Annotated in this window: 21 protein-coding genes; 8 read left to right on the top strand and 13 right to left on the bottom strand. The window is 60.2% G+C overall.

Annotation, left to right across the window (positions count from 1 at the left end):
• Positions 1-12: 12 nt before the first annotated feature.
• Both BN871_RS08350 and BN871_RS08345 read right to left on the bottom strand, forming a co-directional pair.
• Complete coding sequence (locus tag BN871_RS08350) at positions 13-354, bottom strand: hypothetical protein (RefSeq protein WP_021878855.1); 342 nt, start codon at positions 352-354, stop codon at positions 13-15.
• Positions 351-698, bottom strand: coding sequence for a hypothetical protein (locus BN871_RS08345; RefSeq protein WP_021878854.1), 348 nt, complete (start codon positions 696-698; stop codon positions 351-353). The genes BN871_RS08350 and BN871_RS08345 overlap by 4 nt, the downstream gene beginning before the upstream one ends.
• A 238-nt stretch (positions 699-936) precedes the next feature.
• Between BN871_RS08345 and asnB the strand changes: the two genes are divergently transcribed.
• Positions 937-2,781 carry an asparagine synthase (glutamine-hydrolyzing) gene (gene asnB / locus BN871_RS08340; protein WP_048745337.1) on the top strand — a complete coding sequence of 615 codons (1,845 nt, stop codon included), beginning with the start codon at positions 937-939 and terminating at the stop codon, positions 2,779-2,781.
• Between the two features lie 657 nt (positions 2,782-3,438).
• Here the strand turns inward: asnB and BN871_RS29880 are convergent.
• The 3 genes from BN871_RS29880 to BN871_RS08325 form a co-directional block, all read right to left on the bottom strand.
• The gene (locus BN871_RS29880) at positions 3,439-4,287 is read right to left on the bottom strand and encodes a non-canonical purine NTP pyrophosphatase (RefSeq protein WP_021878851.1); all 849 of its coding nucleotides are present in this window, start codon (positions 4,285-4,287) and stop codon (positions 3,439-3,441) included.
• On the bottom strand, positions 4,284-5,030 hold the full coding sequence (gene rph / locus BN871_RS08330) for a ribonuclease PH (protein ID WP_048745336.1): 747 nt from the start codon (positions 5,028-5,030) through the stop codon (positions 4,284-4,286). Before rph ends, BN871_RS29880 begins: the two co-directional genes overlap by 4 nt.
• Before the next feature lie 181 nt (positions 5,031-5,211).
• On the bottom strand, positions 5,212-6,297 hold the full coding sequence (locus tag BN871_RS08325; RefSeq protein WP_048745335.1) for a GerMN domain-containing protein: 1,086 nt from the start codon (positions 6,295-6,297) through the stop codon (positions 5,212-5,214).
• 138 nt (positions 6,298-6,435) lie between these two features.
• Here BN871_RS08325 and BN871_RS08320 point away from each other — a divergent pair, with 138 nt between their 5' ends.
• A complete protein-coding gene (locus BN871_RS08320; protein ID WP_083436320.1) occupies positions 6,436-6,990 on the top strand; it encodes a phosphatidylglycerophosphatase A in 555 nt (184 codons plus the stop codon).
• A gap of 97 nt (positions 6,991-7,087) precedes the next feature.
• On the opposite strand, the gene BN871_RS08315 is transcribed toward BN871_RS08320, so the two are convergent.
• Positions 7,088-7,381, bottom strand: a complete 294-nt coding sequence (locus BN871_RS08315; RefSeq protein ID WP_157060243.1) for a cupin domain-containing protein — start codon at positions 7,379-7,381, stop codon at positions 7,088-7,090.
• A gap of 166 nt (positions 7,382-7,547) precedes the next feature.
• Positions 7,548-8,639, bottom strand: coding sequence for an MBL fold metallo-hydrolase (locus tag BN871_RS08310; protein WP_232312905.1), 1,092 nt, complete (start codon positions 8,637-8,639; stop codon positions 7,548-7,550).
• 211 nt (positions 8,640-8,850) lie between these two features.
• Here BN871_RS08310 and BN871_RS08305 point away from each other — a divergent pair, with 211 nt between their 5' ends.
• From BN871_RS08305 to BN871_RS08290, 4 genes are read left to right on the top strand one after another with little or no spacing between them, the layout of a single operon-like run.
• Positions 8,851-10,182 (top strand): spore germination protein, encoded by a 1,332-nt coding sequence (locus BN871_RS08305; RefSeq protein ID WP_048745362.1) that lies wholly within the window; start codon positions 8,851-8,853, stop codon positions 10,180-10,182.
• Complete coding sequence (locus tag BN871_RS08300) at positions 10,179-10,841, top strand: GerAB/ArcD/ProY family transporter (protein WP_048745333.1); 663 nt, start codon at positions 10,179-10,181, stop codon at positions 10,839-10,841. The genes BN871_RS08305 and BN871_RS08300 overlap by 4 nt, the downstream gene beginning before the upstream one ends.
• 50 nt (positions 10,842-10,891) lie before the next feature.
• A complete protein-coding gene (locus tag BN871_RS08295; RefSeq protein ID WP_198158025.1) occupies positions 10,892-11,278 on the top strand; it encodes a hypothetical protein in 387 nt (128 codons plus the stop codon).
• Positions 11,275-12,387 carry a Ger(x)C family spore germination protein gene (locus tag BN871_RS08290; protein WP_048745331.1) on the top strand — a complete coding sequence of 371 codons (1,113 nt, stop codon included), beginning with the start codon at positions 11,275-11,277 and terminating at the stop codon, positions 12,385-12,387. The genes BN871_RS08295 and BN871_RS08290 overlap by 4 nt, the downstream gene beginning before the upstream one ends.
• Before the next feature lie 42 nt (positions 12,388-12,429).
• Here the strand turns inward: BN871_RS08290 and fni are convergent, their stop codons facing one another.
• A complete protein-coding gene (gene fni / locus BN871_RS08285) occupies positions 12,430-13,500 on the bottom strand; it encodes a type 2 isopentenyl-diphosphate Delta-isomerase (RefSeq protein WP_048745330.1) in 1,071 nt (356 codons plus the stop codon).
• Between the two features lie 255 nt (positions 13,501-13,755).
• On the opposite strand from fni, the gene nagB reads away from it, so the two are divergent.
• On the top strand, positions 13,756-14,523 hold the full coding sequence (gene nagB, locus BN871_RS08280) for a glucosamine-6-phosphate deaminase (protein WP_048745329.1): 768 nt from the start codon (positions 13,756-13,758) through the stop codon (positions 14,521-14,523).
• On the top strand, positions 14,496-15,659 hold the full coding sequence (nagA, locus tag BN871_RS08275; RefSeq protein ID WP_048745328.1) for an N-acetylglucosamine-6-phosphate deacetylase: 1,164 nt from the start codon (positions 14,496-14,498) through the stop codon (positions 15,657-15,659). The genes nagB and nagA overlap by 28 nt, the downstream gene beginning before the upstream one ends.
• 167 nt (positions 15,660-15,826) lie before the next feature.
• Here the strand turns inward: nagA and BN871_RS08270 are convergent, their stop codons facing one another.
• The 5 genes from BN871_RS08270 to BN871_RS08255 form a co-directional block, all read right to left on the bottom strand.
• Positions 15,827-16,642 carry a DeoR/GlpR family DNA-binding transcription regulator gene (locus BN871_RS08270; protein ID WP_048745327.1) on the bottom strand — a complete coding sequence of 272 codons (816 nt, stop codon included), beginning with the start codon at positions 16,640-16,642 and terminating at the stop codon, positions 15,827-15,829.
• A gap of 4 nt (positions 16,643-16,646) precedes the next feature.
• Positions 16,647-17,603, bottom strand: a complete 957-nt coding sequence (locus BN871_RS08265) for a sugar kinase (protein ID WP_048745326.1) — start codon at positions 17,601-17,603, stop codon at positions 16,647-16,649.
• A 62-nt stretch (positions 17,604-17,665) separates the two neighbouring features.
• The gene (locus tag BN871_RS29875) at positions 17,666-17,875 is read right to left on the bottom strand and encodes a hypothetical protein (RefSeq protein WP_332310205.1); all 210 of its coding nucleotides are present in this window, start codon (positions 17,873-17,875) and stop codon (positions 17,666-17,668) included.
• An 83-nt stretch (positions 17,876-17,958) separates the two neighbouring features.
• Positions 17,959-18,090 (bottom strand): hypothetical protein, encoded by a 132-nt coding sequence (locus BN871_RS29870; protein WP_021882461.1) that lies wholly within the window; start codon positions 18,088-18,090, stop codon positions 17,959-17,961.
• Between the two features lie 345 nt (positions 18,091-18,435).
• Positions 18,436-18,769: helix-turn-helix domain-containing protein (locus BN871_RS08255; protein WP_048745325.1), on the bottom strand; the 334-nt coding region annotated here is incomplete at its 5' end.

Raw genomic sequence — 18,769 nt, 5'->3', positions numbered from 1 at the left:
TCTTGCATGCCATCAGCCGAGCAGCCTGCCGAGCTCGGAGCGTACCTGTCCGCTGCTTAGAACCTGCTGCTTGAACGTTTCGCGGCGGCCCCAGTCGGTCTTGCCGTTTTCGTTTTCGAACCACTGCATCGTAATCTCTTCATAGGCGGTATGCATGCTGTTGTCGAACCAGTCTGTCAGCAGGTCCGCGTCGCTGCGCACGATGGAGACGAGGTCGTAGTCCTCGTCCCTGGAGAGGCTGAAGTACGCCAGAACCTGCTCGCACTGCGGATCGTCGGTGCTCACCTGCACCTCTCCGCAAGGGATACCTTCCTTGTCGACGGAACGGACGACCTTGGCTTCGATCACATTCACCCTTTGAGTCCCCCGATCTCCATGTTCATGGATTCGATATGCTTCCGCGTCCCTTCGGTGCCGAGCCGGTAGATCAAGGTATAGATCTGCTTGATCAGCCCCTCGTAGCCCCGGTTCATTTCCTCCAGGCTGGCGGAGCCGAAGGGGCTGCTGTGGAAATGGGCCATTTCCGCCTCATCCATGCTCGAGAGCTCCGCGAACAGCGCCTTCAGCCCGTCGCGCTCATGCTCGTTCGCGACGATCTCCAGCTCATAGGAGGCCGCCTCCCCATCCTCCAAAACCTGGCCGGCTCCGACGGAGACATAGTAGGTCTTGCGCTGCCCTTCTTCTTCATAGACATTCACAGATGTCGACAGCTCCTTCCTTTAACCGTCAAATTCCTTTGTAGTGTCTCCCTGCGGACAGACATGTTATGCCTGAATTCCGCATATTCATGGTAGTACGTCGTTTCATGCCGCAAGCATCGATTCGGGGAGAGCAGGCGGACGAAGTACGGACGCCGCGAACGATATCAGGCGGATGATCTCATGGTTTCCGCTTTTTTTGCCCGACCTTTTAGAACAAGAGAGGAATGAATAACCCATGTGCGGATTCACCGGATGGATCGATTGGAATCGCGACCTGACGCTGCACAGCGACGACCTGGAGCGGATGACGTCGACGCTTGCCCTGCGGGGACCCGACGCTTCGGGCACCTGGATCTCGGGACCTTGCGCGCTCGGGCATCGCAGGCTGTCGGTGATGGATCCCGAGAAGGGCGCACAGCCCATGATTCGCAATCAGGATGACGGCAAATTCGTCATCGTTTATAACGGAGAACTGTACAACGCGCCGGAGCTGAAAAGAGAGCTGGAATCCAGAGGGCGCGTCTTCTCGACGACCTGCGATACCGAAGTGCTGCTGGCCTCTTATATGGAGTGGGGAGCCGCTTCCGTAGAAAAGTTCAACGGCATCTTCGCCTTCGCCATTTGGGATGCCAAGGAGGAAAAGCTGTTCCTCGCGCGCGACCGGGTCGGAGTCAAGCCTCTGTTCATCAGCCAGGCTGGCGGCCAGTTCATCTTCGGCTCGGAGCCGAAAGCTCTGCTTGCCCATCCCGCCGTGAAGCCCGAGGTCGGCGCTCAAGGAATCGCCGAGCTGTTCATCGTCGGTCCGGCCCGGACTCCCGGAGTCGGCGTCTACAGCCAGCTCACCGAGCTGCTGCCGGGAAAATGCATGACCGTCGACCGCAGCGGCGTCCGTACCCATACGTATTGGGAGCTTCGAAGCTGCGAGCATGAGCACAGCGTCGAGCAGACAGCCGCGCATGTCGGCGAGCTGCTTCGCGATACGCTGGAGCGCCAGCTCGCCTCCGACGTGCCGATCGGCACGCTGCTGTCGGGCGGCCTGGATTCAAGCGCCCTGACTTCTCTCGCCGTGAATTTCCTGAACCGCTCCGGCGGCGCGCAGCTGCATACGTTCTCCGTCGACTATGTCGACAACGACAAGCATTTCAAGTCCCATGCCTTCCAGCCCAACTCCGATGCCCCCTGGATTCAGAGAATGAGGGATTATCTCGGCACCGAGCATCACGACGTCTATTTCGACACGCCGGATCTGGTCGCCGCTCTGGATGACGCGCTGACCGCGCGCGATCTTCCCGGCATGGCGGATGTCGATGCTTCGCTGCTGCTGTTCTGCCGGGAAATCAAGAAGGATGTTACCGTGGCCATCTCGGGAGAGGCGGCCGATGAAGTCTTCGGCGGTTATCCATGGTTCCACCGCGAGGAGTCGCTGAACGCCTCCACGTTCCCATGGGCGCTCGCCTCGGGGATGAGGGCCGAACTTCTCTCGCCGGAAATGCGGGAATGGGTCCGCCCGCTGGAATACATCGGCGACCGATATTCAGAAGCGGTTGCGGCCGTTCCCCATTTGAAGGGAGAAACGGAGAAGCAGCGCAAAATGCGGACGATGTCCTACCTCAACATCACCCGCTTCATGCCGACGCTTCTCGACCGGAAGGACCGGATGAGCATGGGCGCCGGGCTCGAGGTCCGGGTTCCGTTCTGCGACCATCGCCTCATCGATTACGTGTTCAACATTCCATGGGAGATCAAAACCTCCGGCGATCGCGAGAAGGGCATTCTGCGTCAATCGCTTCGCGGCGTCCTGCCCGATGACGTGCTTTTCCGCAAAAAAAGCCCTTACCCGAAAACCCACAATCCAGCCTACCTGAATGCGGTGCGCTCCAAGCTGCTGGATGTGCTCGACGATCCGTCCTCTCCGATCCTCCCTCTCATCGACACGGCCAAAGTCCGCGAGATCGCGGGCTCGGACGCCGCCAGCTCCAATATTCCCTGGTTCGGCCAGCTCATGTCCGGCCCCCAGCTGTTCGCCTATCTTTACCAGGTCAACCGCTGGCTGAAGGAATACAAGGTGTCGATCCGATAGCAAAAGCCGCCGCGGCATCGCGTGAAACGCGATGCCGCGGCGGCTTTGTTTTATAGGTGGTGGTATTCAGGCGCTGGTGTTCGATGAGCGTTGGCATTCGACGAACGAATTCAACTAACGCTGGTAATCGATGAGCACGGGCATTCGATGAGCGTTCGAATCCGGGAACGACCCCGTTGGGGAATCTGCTGCTTATTATCGGACATCAGATCCGCTATTTGGCCTAAAACTAACATTCTCATTTTTTTAACGGACATCAGTTCCGTTATTTGAACCGCTACTATCTGTATCCCGCTATTTGTTCACAAATAACGGATCGTATGTCCGATAAAATCGCGGTTACTCGATTACAGCTCAATTAACGGATCGTATGTCCGCTAACTTCGCGGTTGCTTGGTCACAGTTCGAATACCGAATCGCATGTTCCAATACTTGACGGCTACTCGGTTGCAGCTTAACTAACGGATCGCATATACCCTAACTTCGCTGCTACTCGGTTAAAGCTAGAATAACGGATCACAGGTCCGATAACTTCGCGGTCTACTAAGCAGCTCGACTTACCCCCGTATGTCCCATATAGAGGCTCGTTGTTCGATCACACCTTGAATACAGTCCCCTGTTTCGGATTGCTAAATAGATACTGCTGGACCGGCTGAATCAGCCCTGCAGCTTTTCGAGCAGCGAGCGCAAAGCCGCGCCGCGATGGCTGGCGGCTTGTTTCTCCTCCATGCTCAGCTCCGCCGCCGTGCGGCGAAGGGCAGGGATCCAGAGCAGGGGGTCATAGCCGAAGCCGCCTGCGCCGCGGGGGCTGTCGATGATATAGCCTTCCATCGAGCCCTCGCTTTCGATAAAGCGTTCTTCGGCAGGCACATAGAGGGCGAGGGCACACTTGAAGCGAGCTGTGCTTAGCAGATGAATGCCATCTGGGGCTCCTTCCGCTATTGGAGAATGTCCAGCGCCATCCGAGGCTCCGTTCGATACCGGCGAATGTCCAGCGCCTTCGGTCGCCTCGTCCGATACCGGCGAATGTCCAGCGCCATCCGAATCATCCGAGCCGAATGCTTGGTTTTTCGCCGATCCAAGCGGAACTGCTCCAGCAGATTGTCCAGCAGATTGCTCAGCCGATTCCGCCGCTCCATCGGGAACTACCGCCTCTGCCGAAGCGAGCTCTGCCAGCAGCTTGGCGTTGTTGTCCGCATCCGCCGCTCCCGGTCCCGCGTACCGCGCCGAGTAGATGCCAGGAGCTCCGCCGAGCGCATCCACGCATAGGCCGGAATCGTCCGCAAGCACCGGGATGCCGAGCAGACGTCCGATCTGGCCTGCCTTGATGCGGGCGTTGGCCGCGAAGCTGTCGCCGTCCTCGACGATTTCAGGCATCCCTTCATAGTCTTTCAAGCTCCGGACTTCAAGGCCCAGCGAAGCGAAGGCATGAGCGAATTCCTTGACCTTGCCGGGATTGCCGGTTGCAACGACGACGAGTCCGGAGCCCCCGAGAAGCCCGCTCATGCCCGGACCGTCCCTATCCGCGCTCCGGCCTCTCCGAGCGCCCGCTTCTGGATTTCAATCAGTTCGCGGATTCCGGATTCTCCCAGAGCGAGAAGAGCATCGAGCTCCTCGCGCGAGAACGGCTCCTCTTCTCCTGTGCCTTGCAGCTCCACGAACTTGCCGGCCCCGGTCATGACGACGTTCATGTCGACCTTGGCTTTGGAATCCTCCTCGTAGTTGAGGTCGAGCCGCGGCTGGTCGGCGATGACGCCGACGCTTGTGGACGCCAGGTAGTCCGTGAGCGGATAGACGGAGAAGGACGCTGTGCGGGCCAGCTTGTCCACCGCAAGCGCAAGCGCTACGAAGCTGCCGGTGATGGAAGCCGTGCGGGTTCCTCCGTCGGCCTGGAGCACGTCGCAGTCAAGCGTAATCGTCCGCTCTCCCAGCGCCTGCAGGTTGACGACCGAACGGAGCGCGCGGCCGATCAGCCGCTGGATCTCCATCGTGCGGCCTCCTACTTTTCCGCGCTGGGATTCGCGCTGGTTGCGGGTATGCGTCGAGCGGGGCAGCATGGAATACTCGGCTGTAACCCAGCCTTTGCCTTGCCCTTTCATGAAAGAAGGGACACGCTCGTCTACAGTCGCCGTGACAAGCACCTTGGTGTCTCCCGCCTCGATCAGCACGGAGCCCTCCGCATATTTATTGACGCCCGTCGTGATCGTCACAGGGCGAAGCTGCCCGAATTGTCTTCCGTCCGTTCTCATTGATCCAACATCCTCCTTCAAGCCGTATCCGGCAATAGCCCTCATTGTAGCAGACGGGAGGAGGAAAATCATCCCGGGGCAGCCTCTGCCGCCAACGCCGAAAAAGGAGCAGGCGTATTCCCCGCTCCCTGGCCGTTCATGGTCATGATGGCTTCCCGCTACCGGCCGCCCGGGGCCGCTTTTACGATTTGAACGCGTTCAGATGCTCCGGACGGCTGACCGGCTCGGTATAGGAGACGTTGCGGCTGTCCTTGAAGTCGGACTGTCCGTTGAGCTTGATCTGGACTTTGCCCGCGCCGCTGTTTTCCGTCAGCGACAGGACGACGGCTTGCAGCATTTCGGAAGGCGCCGCTTCTCCTTTTTTGTACTGGGCGTCGGACAGATCGACCGTGACCGTTCCCTTGGACTGCTCCAGGGTTTTGACCGATACGTCCGGAACCCAGACAGGAGTAAGGCTGCTTCCGTCGAGCGGCCCTGCGGCCAGCTGCTTCATCGCCGATGCCAGCTTATTGGACGTACGGGGAACGAGGCGCGTAACCGGGACATAATACTGGGCATCCTGATCCGTAATGCCGGAGAAGTACAGCGTCACCGGCGTCGAAAGGCTGTAGTCGACTCCGTCCTGGGCTTCCAGATTGATACCTACCGCACGCGTCAGCGGACGGTCGAGCGGGAAGGCGCCTACAGGCATCTCTTGAAGCTTCTCGCCTTCTTCCCACAAGCTGACGCCGCTTACGCCTTCCATGCCGGTAAGCGTCCAGGTGACGGCTTCCACGATGCTGCGCTCTTCCTGCTCGTTGTAGTCGTAAAACTGCTTGGAGAAATCAACCGATGCAAGGCCTGTCTTTTTATCGATCTGCACGTTGCGGATCTCGGTTCCTTGGGGCAGCACGCCTGTGAAGCCTTCAGGCAGAAGCTTGGCGTAAGGCCCTCCGCTCACGAGCAGCTCCAGCGCCTGCGCCTCCGGCGTCAGCTTGCTGTCCAGCTTGGCCTGAATCGTGACAGGCGCCAAATAGCCGTTTTTGTCTTTGAGATAGACGGTGAGGCCGCTTGCCGCCGTCTGGTCGGCGACCGTGGCCGCACCGTCCGAGGAAGCCGAGATGGCTGCATCCGTGCCGGGAAGGACCGATCCTGTCACTCCTTGCGGCGGATCGATGTCCTTGCTTTCGGACGGCGAGAACCAGCCGCAGCCCGCCGTGACGACCGGCAGGGTAAGGGCGCCCGTGAGAGCTGCCCGGCGAATCCATTTGTAGCGCTGTTTTTTCATTGTCGATATCCTCCCTTGGGTTAACCGGCCGCTTGCCGCAGCCTGGTGGTACTGGCTCTTTTTGTAGTACTATGTGTATGGGTTGTACCATCCTTTTAGACCTGGCTTGGCTCAAAAATGATGTTAGGAGGCAGAGACATGTCCGATCCCGGAACATATGCGCTCAACAGCAAGGCGGTGGCGGAAGCGACCGCCGTATGGCTGGAGAAGCGAGGCGTCAATAAAACCCAGATCGCCGAATTGGCCTTGTTCCTGCAAAAGGACTACTATCCGGATCTGTCCATCGCGGAGTGCGAGGAGAACGTGGATGCCGTCCTCGCCAAAAGAGAAGTGCAGAACGCCATCCTGACCGGCATCCAGCTCGACGTGCTCGCCGAGGAAGGCAAGCTGATCCCTCCCCTGCAGGACATGATCGGCAACGACGAGGGGCTCTACGGCTGCGACGAGATTCTGGCCCTCTCCATCGTGAACGTATACGGCAGCATCGGCCTCACGAACTTCGGGTACATCGACAAGCTCAAGCCCGGCATTCTCGTGCGTCTGAACGACAAGAACGACGGACAGATCCACACGTTCCTCGATGACATCGTCGGCGCGATCGCGGCATCCGCCGCGAGCCGGATCGCCCACCGCAAGCAAGCCCAGCGCGAAATCGACCGGGACGAGCACAGCGACGAGGTTCCTCTGGCGTAATCGCCGCTAAGAATAAAAAAAAGAAGCTCTTGCCCCTAAGGGAAGAGCTTCTTTTTTTTCATGCACCCTGTCCTCTTCTGCCGATCCGCGACCCCGCTTACAGCGAGGCCAGCTCCTGCATCTCGATGACGAGTTCCTCTCCTTCGACGAGCAGGACGGTCATTCCGGTGCGGGAACCGGATTCATGGCTTTCGCCGGGTTCCCAGAAAGCCGCCTGGCCGGTGCGGATCGCATAATGCTGCCCGTCCGGGCCGCTGACCCAGCCTTCCCCGTCGACGACGAGGAACAGCTGGCTCACCGCCGCCGGATGACGCCCGACGACTCCGTCCGGCTCGATGCGGAAGCTGCTGAACTGGATGCGGCCGTCATGCCTCGTAATGCCGGAAAACATCGCTCCCTTGCTGCCGTATGCTTCGACCGACCGTTCTTTTCCCGGCAGGCATAAAATTTCATCCGCGTTCCTCCTCGTAGGTATGCTTTGTCAGGCGCTAGACCCCATTCCTAAACGATGAGCAGAAGCGCCGCCTAATCCCTCTCCATTATCGGATGATCAAGGCTCAAGCTGAAGCATATGTCCACGGTCCGCCGGCCGGACCGGAAACGGCTGCCTCGCCGCGCTTGGCCAGCCGCGCCAGATGCGCGAGCGTCTCGGACATCGCGAAGCGCAGGTTATGGATGTTATGCCGAAGATGGGTACCGAATTCCCGTTCGCATAGGTCGAACGCGCTGGCCGGCCCTTCCGCCAGCAAGCCGAGCAGATGCTCCAGCCGCCGCTCGTGGTGGGCGATGATTTCCATGGCCCGTCGGCCGGCATCCGGGAACGGGTCGCGATGGCCCGGCAGCACCTGCCTCGTCTCAAGGCCCGACAGCTCCCGGAGACTGTCCAGGTAGGAACCGAGCGGATCGGGGTCCTCCTGCATCCCCGGAATCAGGCTGATATTCGGCGTAATGCGCGGCAGCACCTGATCCCCTGCGATCAGTGTCAAGCTGGCATCGCTGTACAGGCATACTCCGCCGCCGGCATGTCCCGGCGCATCGATGATCTGCCAGCTCTCCCCGCCCATATCCAGCCGGCTTCCCGGCTCCAGATCCGTGAGCCGGGGCTGCGGCTCCACCCGTTCGCGAAAGGACGCCAGATGCGGGCCGAGCTGGACCAGCAGCTCCTCCGGCATGCCGTGATTCCGGAACCAGCCGATCAGTTCGGCGGCAAAAACGCTGCCGCTTCCCCACAGCCTGCGGGCATATCGCCCTGCCTCGGCCGTCATCAGCACGGGGCAGCCCGCTTGCAGCTGGAACCAGCCGGCAAGGCCGTAGTGGTCGGGATGCTGATGGGTCAGCACGATGCGGCCGATGTCGCGGAAGCGGATTCCGAGGCGGTTCAGCTCCCGCAGCCAAATATCCCGGGATTCAGCCGTATTCAGACCCGGATCGATCAGCGTCCAGCTGCCGTCCGCCTCCGGAATCAGATAGCTGTTCACATAGCGCAGCGAATAAGGCAGCGGAATTTTCACCCGGAACCAGCCGTTCTCCAGCCGTTCCGCCGCCGTGTCTCCGCGTTGGGCCGCATTTTCGGCTGCGGTCTCGCCGCCATCCTCCCGATCCGAAATCCCTCTGCCTTCATCAGTTCTTTCCCTCGCTGTTCCACTCACGCTATCAACCACGCTTTCTTCGCTCGACGCACGATGTTCCCGGCGGATTGCGATGATGCCTGGCAAAGCCTCTGCAGCCGGGAGGAATCTGTCCTTGAGCCCTCGTTGTCCCCTCATTGTAAGGCATACCGCCGCCGGTCGGCAAAAGACAACATAATTTCTTCCTCAAGCAGGCATACTAACCCTTACTTGGAAAATGGAGGAGACGCCCGTGCTGCAGCGGATCAACGAGCTGTTCGCTACATCCAACGATGTGAAAACGCATCGGATCAGCAACGGCTCGCTCATACTGGAGGTCGCGTACATCGCGACCCTGGTCGAAGAAAACAAGCTGTACGACGCTATTTTCGTTCCTTTCTCCAGAGAGCTGAAGCCGTTCGCCGACGTGGTGAGGAGCGATCCTTCCTTCAAGCCGGTGGAGGATCCCGCCATCTGGACCGATCTGATGCTGAGAGGTTATGTGCTTCTCAAGGTGGAGCAGAGCTTCTTCTGCTATTTCGCGGCCAAGGTCATCCGCAACACCTCGCCGCAAACGAGCGTGGAGAGCTCCATTGAAGGTCCGCAAATCGCCCTGAGCGAGGATCTCTCGGACTCGGCCAACATCATTCGGGCCCGCTATGCCACCCCGGATCTCCAGGTGGAAGAATATACGGTAGGCTATTTGTCCAAAACCCAGATCCTCATGATGTTCGATCAGCGAAGGGCGGATCCCAAGGTGCTGAGCCTCGTCCGGGCTAAAATCCGCGGCATCCAGACCGATATCCTGAGCGCAACCGGAGAGCTCGCCAAGGCGCTGAACGACAACCGCAAGCGGCTCTTCCCGATGGAGCTCATCACCGAGAGGGTCGACCGCGTCTCCCGGGGGCTGGCCAACGGAAAGGTCATCGTCATGATGCAGGGAAGCATGTTCGCCATCATCCTGCCCATCACGTTTTTCGATCTCATGGTCGCCACGGAAGACCGGTACGAGAATTTCTGGATGTCGATTCTGCTTCTGTCGCTTCGTTTTTGCGCCCTGCTGCTCACAACGACGCTGCCCGCCCTCTACATCGCCATCGTCTCCTACAACCCGGAGCTGTTCCGGGTGCAGCTCGCCTTCTCCATAGCGGGCAGCCGGGCGGCCGTTCCGTATCCTTCCTTCGTGGAAGTATTCATCATGCTCTTCATGATCGAGATGCTCGTGGAAGCGAGCGTCAGGCTGCCCAAATACATCGGCTCCACCGCTACGACGGTCGGCGGCCTCATCCTCGGCCAGGCGGCCCAGCAGGCCGGCCTGGTCAGCAGCATCATGATCATCGTCACGTCGGTGATGGCCATTTCCAATTTCGTCATTCCCGTCTACTCTCTCTCGCTGTCGGTCCGTTTCATTAAATATCCGCTCATTCTGCTCGCCATTTTCTTCGGCCTGCCGGGGGTTGCCTGCGGACTATTCTTCTTCGTCATCTACTTATGCAACCAGCGAAGCTTCGGCAGGCCTTATTTCCGGCTGATTCTGCCCGGGGATCTGAAGCATACCGATATCGGAGAGGTGAACCACGAATGAACCGCTATTTCTATTACAGCTTCGTCATGGTTGCAATGCTCAATCTCATGCTGTACGTGCCCGCCGTCCTGCTCGAAAACCGGCTGAACGGGGCGGTATCCTCGCTTATCGTCGCTCTCGTCATCGGAACGCTGCTCGCCTATGCTTCGACCAGCGCGCTGTCCAAATTCCCCGGCTTGGGCCTGCCGGAGATCCTGAGGCTCTTCCTGCCGGAATGGCTCGTCAAAACGCTGCTTCCCGTATATGCATTCATGTGGTTCTTCGCTTCCAGCTTCGCGCTGATCGGCTTCACGCTGCTCATGAACCGAGTGCTCACTCCCGACCAGCCCGCGTGGAACCTGTACCTCATTCTCGGCCTGTTATGCGTTTACGGAGCGACGCGATCGGCATTGACGATCCTCTACCTGCTGGAGATTACGATGCTGCTGGTCGCCCCGCTCGTGCTGCTCATTCTCTTCAAGGGCGTACGAAGCCCGGACTTGAGCTGGGACGCCATCTATACGATCGCGCAATACGTGAACCGCTTTCCGACCTTGTCGAGCGTCGGAGCCGGAACCTTTATTTTCACAGGATATATCAATATGGCCATCTTCAATCGGGTCAACCCGCCCAACTTCCGCTTGAAGGACGATGGATCATTCCCGCAACCGGCACGCTGATTCTCCTGGCGACCTTCTTCCTCCCGATCGGCTTTCACGGAACGATGGGAGTGGAGCGCTACCTGTACGTGTGGACGCAAACGGCGGATTCCATGACGATGAGATACGGCTTCATTGAGCGTGTCGTGTTCGTTTTCCTGTTCCTGTATCTCGGACTGTCCCTTATGTATGCGATTACGGGATGGAACCAGTCGATGGAGTTCATTCTCAGCGTGAGCAAAAAATATAAATTCAAAGTTGACTACAGCATCGCCCCGGCTGCCAACTGGTGGGTGTGCGGCTCTTTTTTCGTCCTTTCATTCGTAGGGCTCTTGTTCTTGAACGAAAGGATCGATTTCGAAATCGCCGAGGTTTGGCTCATCGTCCGCATGTTCCTCGAGGCGGCGACCGTGCTGTTCCTGATCGTCGTGTCGTGGCGAAGGAAGAAGCCGATATGAAGAGCCGTGCGGCACGCAAGAGGATGATGCCGCTCCGATCCTGGCTGCTGGCCGTTATGGCGCTGCTCCTGCTGCCGCTCGGAGGATGCGGATTCGTCGATATCGACAAGCGTTTTTTTGTCGTCGCCGTGGCGATCGACAAGTCCGGCAGCGAGCAGAAGCCTTACCGCATTACGCTCCGCCTGTCGATTCCGAATTCCAAAATCGAGCCCGGCATGGAAAAATCGCAGGTGGAAACGATCGAAGCGGCCGAAATATCGGAAGGCGTCCGGCGGATCAAAGCCTTGCTGGACAAGGAGCTCGATCTGGGGCATTGCAAAATGTTCGTGCTCGGGAAGAAGCTCAGCCATGACGATATCAGCGATGCGGTGGACTGGATGGTCCGGCGCCGCGATATTCAAGGCTCGGCGTATGTCGCCATGGCCGGCAGCCAGGGATACGACATTTTGCAGAAAATGCCCCTGTCCGAAAGGTACTCCGGCAACTCGCTGTTTCTTACCTTCGGAGGGGACGGCACCCGCTCTTCCTATATCCGCACGGAGCATCTGTTCGATCTGCAGCGGAGAAGGACGGAGAAAGGGATGGATCCCTATCTTCCCGTCATCCGCACGACCGGCAACGGATATGAAGTCGACCGCCTCGCTCTTCTGGACAAAACCAAGGTCCGAACCATTCTCACGCCGGAGGAAACCCAGCTGTTCAACCAGCTGGACCAGCAGTATGTGAACTCCATCATCAAAACCAAGCTTGACGGCCATCCCATCATCCTCACCGCGACCGATATCTCCTCTCGCTATACGGTCAGCAGCAACGGAATCCTGAAGATGAAGGTGAACATAGCAGGCGCGATCGAGGAAGCGCCGAACAATGTGTTCAACCAGGATTGGGGCGAGCTGCAGAAAATGTTCGAGCGCGACCTCGAGAAGGATGCGATGGCCCTCTTCCAAAAAATCCAGAAGGCAGGCGTCGACCCGTTCGGCTTCGGCCTCCGCTACCGGGCTACTCATCTCAGCTCCCGAGCCTATCAGGAGTGGCTGGAGATTTATCCGAGGCTCAAATTCGAAATTCAGGCGAAGGTGAAAATCCAAGGAACGGGATTGATCAAATAGACCGGGTACCGATCTGGAATTGAAGAAGCCTGTCCTCCCTCGTCAAGGGTGGACAGGCTTCAGCCGTTCATGGCCGCGAAGCTGCTCAAGCGTTCCGGCGCCGATGCCGAACATCGCCGTCCGCAGCTCGAACTCGATCCTCTCCATTTGGCCGGAGATGGCTTGCGCCGCATCCGCTCCGCTTGCGGCGCCCGGCAGCAGCGCCCGGCCGTAGCCCGCAAGATCGGCTCCAAGCGCGATCGCCTTGGCCGCTTCGACTCCATTGGCTAATCCGCCTGAAGCGATAAGCTTCATGCCGGGCAGCCGGCGGCGGATTCCGAGGACGGACTCCGCCGTCGGAATTCCCCAATCGGCGAACGCTTCGGCCGCCTGGGCGCGAAGAGGGCTGCGCGAGCGATGCTTCTCGACTTGGCTCCAGGAGGTGCCTCCTGCGCCGGCGGCGTCAATGAAGGAGGCGCCGGCTTCCGCCAGGCGGACGGCGGTGTCCGGATCGATGCCCCAGCCGACCTCCTTCACGCCGACCGGCACGCCCGCATGCCGGCAGAGCGTCTCAATCGCTGCCAGCAAGCCGGAGAATCGGGTATCGCCTTCCGGCTGGAACACTTCCTGCAGGGAATTGAGATGCAGCACGAGAGCATCCGCCTCCGCGGCTTCGACAAGCCTGCGGCAGGCATCGGCATCGAGCCCGTAATTGAGCTGCACCGCTCCGACATTGGCGATGATCGGCACGCTCGGCGCCTCCCGACGGACCCGGAACGAATCGGCCAGATCGGGCTTCTCCCATACGGCTCTCATCGAGCCCAGCCCGATCGCCCATCCGCGCGCCTCGGCAGCTTCGGCAAGACCCCGGTTGATTCGGCCCGCCTCGTCCGTCCCGCCCGTCATCGAGCTCACGAGCAGCGGCGCCTTCATGCGAATGCCCAGCCAGTCCGTATCCAAAGAAACGCTCGCCCAGTCCAGCTCGGGCAAGGCGTTATGAAGGAAGCGGTAACGGTCCAGTCCGTTGCCGGCACCCGTTCCCTGCACCTGCTCCTCGAGGCAGATGCGGATATGCTCGGCCTTGCGCTGCTCCGTCCCGCCGCCGGAAGTATCCTGATATCGTGAGCTGCTCATCCTAAGACTCCTTCATTATCGCTATATCGAACGCGGTTGCTGCCCTAGTCGATTGTGATCGATTGTCTTTTTCCGCTAGTCATTCTTCTTATCATACCCCGGGTGGACCTGCTGGGCAAACAGGCCGGGGCAATTCTTTCCATTGATTGTATTGCTCATTTTTATGTGCGTTATGATCATTTTCATTGTCATCGAATCAAAAAAAGCGTAGACTGAAAGAAAACGAACTGCCGCTGACAGGGAGGATGAACGATCATGGAAATTCGCGTATTTCAAGATAACAAAGACCTGGATGCCGCTGCAGCCTCGCTCATTGCGGAGCTCGTCGCCGCCAAGCCGAATGCCGTTCTCGGCCTGGCTACCGGATCGACGCCGGTGGGCATTTACCGGAGCCTCGTCGATACGGCCGCCCGCTCCGGAATTTCCTTCAAATCCGTCTCGACCTACAATCTCGACGAGTATGTGGGATTGACGCCGGACAACGAGCAGAGCTACGCTTATTACATGAACCAGCATCTGTTCTCCAAGATCGATATTCCGCTGAATCGGACCTTCCTGCCGGACGGCATGTCGGGCGACCTGGAAGCCCACTGCGCCGCCTATGACGCCATGCTGGAGCAGGCGGGCGTCGATCTGCAGCTGCTCGGGCTCGGCCATAACGGCCATATCGGCTTCAACGAGCCGGACAGCCAGCTCAGCGCCGGCACCCATGTCGTGACGCTGGACGAAGCGACCCGCGAAGCCAATGCGCGGTTCTTCTCCTCCATCGACGAGGTGCCCCGCCAAGCGGTCACGATGGGAGTGGGCTCCATTCTGAAGGCCCATCGCATCCTGCTCGTCGTGCGCGGCGCGGACAAGGCCGATATCGTGAAGCGCGCGCTGACCGGCCCGGTTACGACCGACTGCCCCGCTTCCCTGCTGCAGACCCATGCGCGGGTAACGGTTCTGCTCGATCGGGAGGCGGCAAGCTTGCTGGCAACAGGAGGGAATGAAGGATGCAGCACTTTCGCGTCAGCCATGTGAATATCGCCGTCGGCGATGAAGCGGTATACGGCTCCGTCACCGTCAAGAACGGCCGCATCGCGGCCATCGAGCCGGACGGGCAGGGCGATACCGATACCAATATTGCGACGGTCGACGGCCGCGGGGGCTGGCTGCTCCCCGGCTTCATCGATCTGCATGTCCACGGCGGCTACGGAGCCGACTTCATGGACGCCACGCAGGAAGCCTACGATACGATTACGAAGTTCCACGCCTCGCATGGAACGACGACGCTGCTCGCCACGACGATGACGGCTTCGGAGCAGCAGATCTCCCGCGTCCTCGAAGCGGCCGACGAATACCGCAGCGCCCCGATGCCGCATGCTCGGATCGGCGGGGTGCATCTGGAGGGGCCGTTCCTCAGCCCCAAATGGATGGGCGCCCAGAACCCCGAATTCCGCGTCGATCCCCGGCTCGAATGGCTGCAGCAATGGAATGCGTCTTATCCGGGGCTGATCAAGCAGCTGTCGCTCGCTCCGGAGCTGGCCGGCTCCATCGAATTGATCGCCTGGCTGTCGGAGCATGGCATCATCGCCGCCGCCGCCCATACGGATGCCACTTATGACCAGGTGGAGGCGGCTGCGGACGCCGGCCTCCGCAGCGCGGTCCATGCGTTCAACGCGAGCCGCGGCCTCCATCACCGCGAGCCGGGCACGGTCGGAGCCATCCTCACGGATGACCGCATCCATGCGGAGCTCATCGCGGACGGCCATCACGTGCATCCGGCCGCGATGCGGCTGCTCGCCCGCGCCAAGCCGGCCGACAAGCTTTCGCTCATTACGGATGCGATCTCGGCGGCCGGACTGTCCGACGGCCAGTATGAGCTCGGCGGCCAGCCGGTGACGATGAAGAACGGCATCTGCCGCCTGACCGGAGCCGGTAATCTGGCCGGCAGCACGCTCACGATGGCCGGCGCGCTCCGCCTGTTCAAGGAAGCCAGCGGCTGGAGCGTGCCGATGGTGAGCCGGCTGTGCAGCGGCAACCCCGCCGCGCTGCTCGGCATGTCCGCCCAGACCGGCAGCATCGTCGAAGGCAAGTGGGCCGATCTCGTGCTGCTTGACGAGAGCCTCGATGTTGCGGCGACCTGGGTCGGCGGCGAGGCGGTCTACGAGCGTTGACCTTATTTCCTTTTTAAACTGCAGGCGGCCTGTGCCAACAGGCCGCCTTTTCACGTTTAGAAGGAACAAAACCCCGGAGCGAGGACGCTCCGGGGTTATATCGATTGAAAATGCGTGCACAGCCGAGCGGTCCAATCTCGCTACAGCCTTTTGCAGTCGATTCCGCTTCAGCCTTGTTCCGCGGTTTCGTCCTCATCTTCGGCTTCGCCGGCCACATAGACCGCGACGCCGCAGCGCCGGGCCGCATCGGCCAGGCTCCCGTGAAGATGGCGGTCCGTGATGACCGCCTCCAGATCCTTGAGCTGGGCGATGGAGAACAGGGATGTCCGGCCCACCTTGCTCTGGTCGAAGACCGCATACGTAATCTGGGACCGGCTCATCAGCGCCTTGGCGATTTGGGCTTCCTGCTCCGAGTAGGTCGTGATGCCGCCGTTCTCCGATATGCCGTCGACGCCGATGAACATCTTGCCGATATTGAGATGGGACACCATGCCTTCCCCAAGCGGGCCGCACAGCTCGAAGCTGTTGTGCCGCATCATGCCGCCGGTTACGACGACCTGGATCTCGCTTCCCGCAAGCTCCATCGCGATGTTGACCGCATTGGTCACGACCGTGATGCCCTTGCGGGTCTTGAGCAGCTTGGCGATGAGGTAATTGGTCGTTCCTCCGGAGAGGCCGACCACATCCCCCTCCACGATATGCCTTGCGGCTTCCTGGGCAATATGCTCCTTCTCGAGCAGGGAAATGCCTTGCCGCTCGGCGAAGGAGCTGTCCCGGACGGGATTCATGCCGTCGTACATGGCCCCTCCGATCGTGCGCACGAGCGGTCCGGTGCGTTCCAGCAGCTCCAGATCCCGCCGCGCCGTCGCCTCGGAGCAGCCGAACTTCTCTACGATCTCGGAGATCGTTATGCGTCCCTGCTGCTTGAGCACGGTCAGGATGCCGTCCCGCCGCCGCTCGCCCTTGTTCGGTAATTCCGTCATCGGATCAACGCTCCACCCATACCGAATTATCCAGCCGCTGCTGGACTGCTGCCCAGCTCGGCAGCGCTTCCCAGTCTCCTCTTCCCTGCACGACAAGAGAGCCGCAAATGCTGGCGATCCTCGCCGCTTCGCGGGCGCCCATGCCTTTCAGCAGGCCGGCGAGGAAGCCCGCGCCGAAGCCGTCTCCGGCTCCGACCGTATCGACGACCTTGTCCGCCGGATAGAAAGGAATCGCCTCTGCGGCCCCGTTCTCCAGGAGGAGCGAAGCGCCGTCCTTGCCTTTGATGATTGTGACCGCCTTCAGCTCGGTCAAGCGCGACAGGATGCGGGCTTCGTCCTCCGTATCGTAGAGAAGCTTGAGCTCGTCCCAGCCCGGGAGGAAATAATCCGCCATCGCAGCCGCCCGCAGGATGCTGTCCCTCGCTTCGTCCACCGACCATAGCTTGAGCCGGAGGTTCGGGTCGAAGCTGATCTTGACTCCCGCCCCCGCTGCGATTTCCATTGCTCGGAACGCGGTCTCGCGGGCTTCGGCCGACAGCGCCATCGTGATGCCCGTCAGATGCAGCAGACGGGCTCCGCTTATGTAAGCGCCATCCAAATGATCCGGCCGCATCCTGCTCGCCGCGGAGCCTTTGCGGGAATAGTGGACGGCGAGCCGTCCGGCCTCTTCCTCGCGGAACATCATTCCCGTCGGAGCTTCCTTGCTGAGGGCCGCCCTCGATACATCGACGCCTTCGCCCCGCAGCGCCTTACGGATTCTCCTCCCGAACGGATCGTCGCCGAGGGCGCCGAACCATCCGACGCTGCAGCCGAGCCGCGCGGCGCCGATCGCCGTATTGCTCTCGGCGCCTCCGAAGGCGATCTCGAGCGTAGAAGCATGCTCCAGCGTGCGCTGCTCGGCAGGCATGAACAGCGCCATGCTCTCTCCGAACGTAAGCAGCTCCGGAGTTCTGTTGTCCATTTGCCGCTCCCCCTGTCACTGGATGTTGCCGCCAATCAGGCATGGTCAGGCCGTCGGGTGAATCATTTGTAGAAAGGATTCACCATCAGGTAAAGCGTCACGATATAAAGAACGAGCAAAATGAAGCTGAACATGCGTACTTTGCCGATCTCCGCCGTAGCGCTCTGGCCGGCCTGAATCTGGCTGACGATCCGCTTCAGCGGTTTGGTCTGGATGCCGCCGAGCGCCGCGATGGCGAGGAACAGCACGATGACCAGGACCATCCACAGCACGGTGTAATCCGCCTGGGAGATCAAGTAGCCGCCCGTCAGGAACTGCAGGATCAGGAAATACTGGGCGATCCGGTTGCCGGCGATCAGCCTTCGGCCAGCCCTTGCTGTCCCGCTCCCGCGAGGCGGGATGCACGGCCTACGAGGAACGGAAGAATCAGGTAGAAGCCGACTCCTCCCGCCCCGAGCACATGCAGAAAAATCATGATGGAATTCATTTATTTACCTCCTTGGCCTATCTAACGTTCAGTATACTAAATCAATGTTCGCTTTACAAAACTAACCTGCGAAAAAGCGCATAAAACGCCTTAACGCTTGCTCTGGCTTTTATTTTCTTCCCTTTCTTTCCCCTTCACCGCCTTCCCGCTCCGGATTTCAGCACATCAGAGCTATGGAAGCCGGCTTTTCAAGGGACCCTTTCCATCAAAAAGAGCAGTCCGCCGGGGCTCCCCCCTTCCGGACCGCTCTTTTCTGCGAACCTTACTTTTTGCCGCCTTGCCGCTGTAGCCGCAGCCGGCTCTCGCCGAGCGTAAGCTTCCGCTGCCGATCGGCAGGCATGCCGGCTAGCTTTTGCTGATGCCATGCTTGCGGAGCACGCCATGGATGGCGAAATAGTCCACCTCCGGCGGCAGGGCATCCTTGAGCGGACGCAGCTTGTCGCCGCCAAGCCGCTGCACCGCCTCGAGAATGAGCGGCTCCTGCTCCTCGGGAATGATTCGGCTCCAGTCCAGCTCGGCTCCCTCGTCCGCGCAGCGCATGAGATGGTTCTCCACCGTTACGCGGCTGAGACCGCGCTCCTGCGCGATTTCCTCCACATCCTTGCCGGCCGCGAACAGGTCGTAGGTGGCGGTATGGCTGCCCGCTCCGCCCGAGGCCGCATCGCCGGTCCGCCTGGCG

Source organism: Paenibacillus sp. P22 (genome assembly GCF_000469945.2).
Classification (GTDB): Bacteria; Bacillota; Bacilli; order Paenibacillales; family Paenibacillaceae; genus Paenibacillus_O; species Paenibacillus_O humicus.
Note: the sequence above shows the minus strand (reverse complement) of the source record. Positions and strands in the feature narration are given on the sequence as shown.

Excerpts from the sequence above, each read along its gene's own strand:
- asnB (WP_048745337.1), top strand. The coding sequence starts at position 937 with ATGTGCGGATTCACCGGATGGATCGATTGGAATCGCGACCTGACGCTG.
- BN871_RS29880 (WP_021878851.1), bottom strand. The coding sequence starts at position 4,287 with ATGAGCGGGCTTCTCGGGGGCTCCGGACTCGTCGTCGTTGCAACCGGC.
- rph (WP_048745336.1), bottom strand. The coding sequence starts at position 5,030 with ATGAGAACGGACGGAAGACAATTCGGGCAGCTTCGCCCTGTGACGATC.
- BN871_RS08325 (WP_048745335.1), bottom strand. The coding sequence starts at position 6,297 with ATGAAAAAACAGCGCTACAAATGGATTCGCCGGGCAGCTCTCACGGGC.
- BN871_RS08320 (WP_083436320.1), top strand. The coding sequence starts at position 6,436 with ATGTCCGATCCCGGAACATATGCGCTCAACAGCAAGGCGGTGGCGGAA.
- BN871_RS08315 (WP_157060243.1), bottom strand. The coding sequence starts at position 7,381 with ATGTTTTCCGGCATTACGAGGCATGACGGCCGCATCCAGTTCAGCAGC.
- BN871_RS08300 (WP_048745333.1), top strand. The coding sequence starts at position 10,179 with ATGAACCGCTATTTCTATTACAGCTTCGTCATGGTTGCAATGCTCAAT.
- BN871_RS08290 (WP_048745331.1), top strand. The coding sequence starts at position 11,275 with ATGAAGAGCCGTGCGGCACGCAAGAGGATGATGCCGCTCCGATCCTGG.
- fni (WP_048745330.1), bottom strand. The coding sequence starts at position 13,500 with ATGAGCAGCTCACGATATCAGGATACTTCCGGCGGCGGGACGGAGCAG.
- nagB (WP_048745329.1), top strand. The coding sequence starts at position 13,756 with ATGGAAATTCGCGTATTTCAAGATAACAAAGACCTGGATGCCGCTGCA.
- nagA (WP_048745328.1), top strand. The coding sequence starts at position 14,496 with ATGCAGCACTTTCGCGTCAGCCATGTGAATATCGCCGTCGGCGATGAA.
- BN871_RS08270 (WP_048745327.1), bottom strand. The coding sequence starts at position 16,642 with ATGACGGAATTACCGAACAAGGGCGAGCGGCGGCGGGACGGCATCCTG.
- BN871_RS08265 (WP_048745326.1), bottom strand. The coding sequence starts at position 17,603 with ATGGACAACAGAACTCCGGAGCTGCTTACGTTCGGAGAGAGCATGGCG.
- BN871_RS29870 (WP_021882461.1), bottom strand. The coding sequence starts at position 18,090 with ATGAATTCCATCATGATTTTTCTGCATGTGCTCGGGGCGGGAGGAGTC.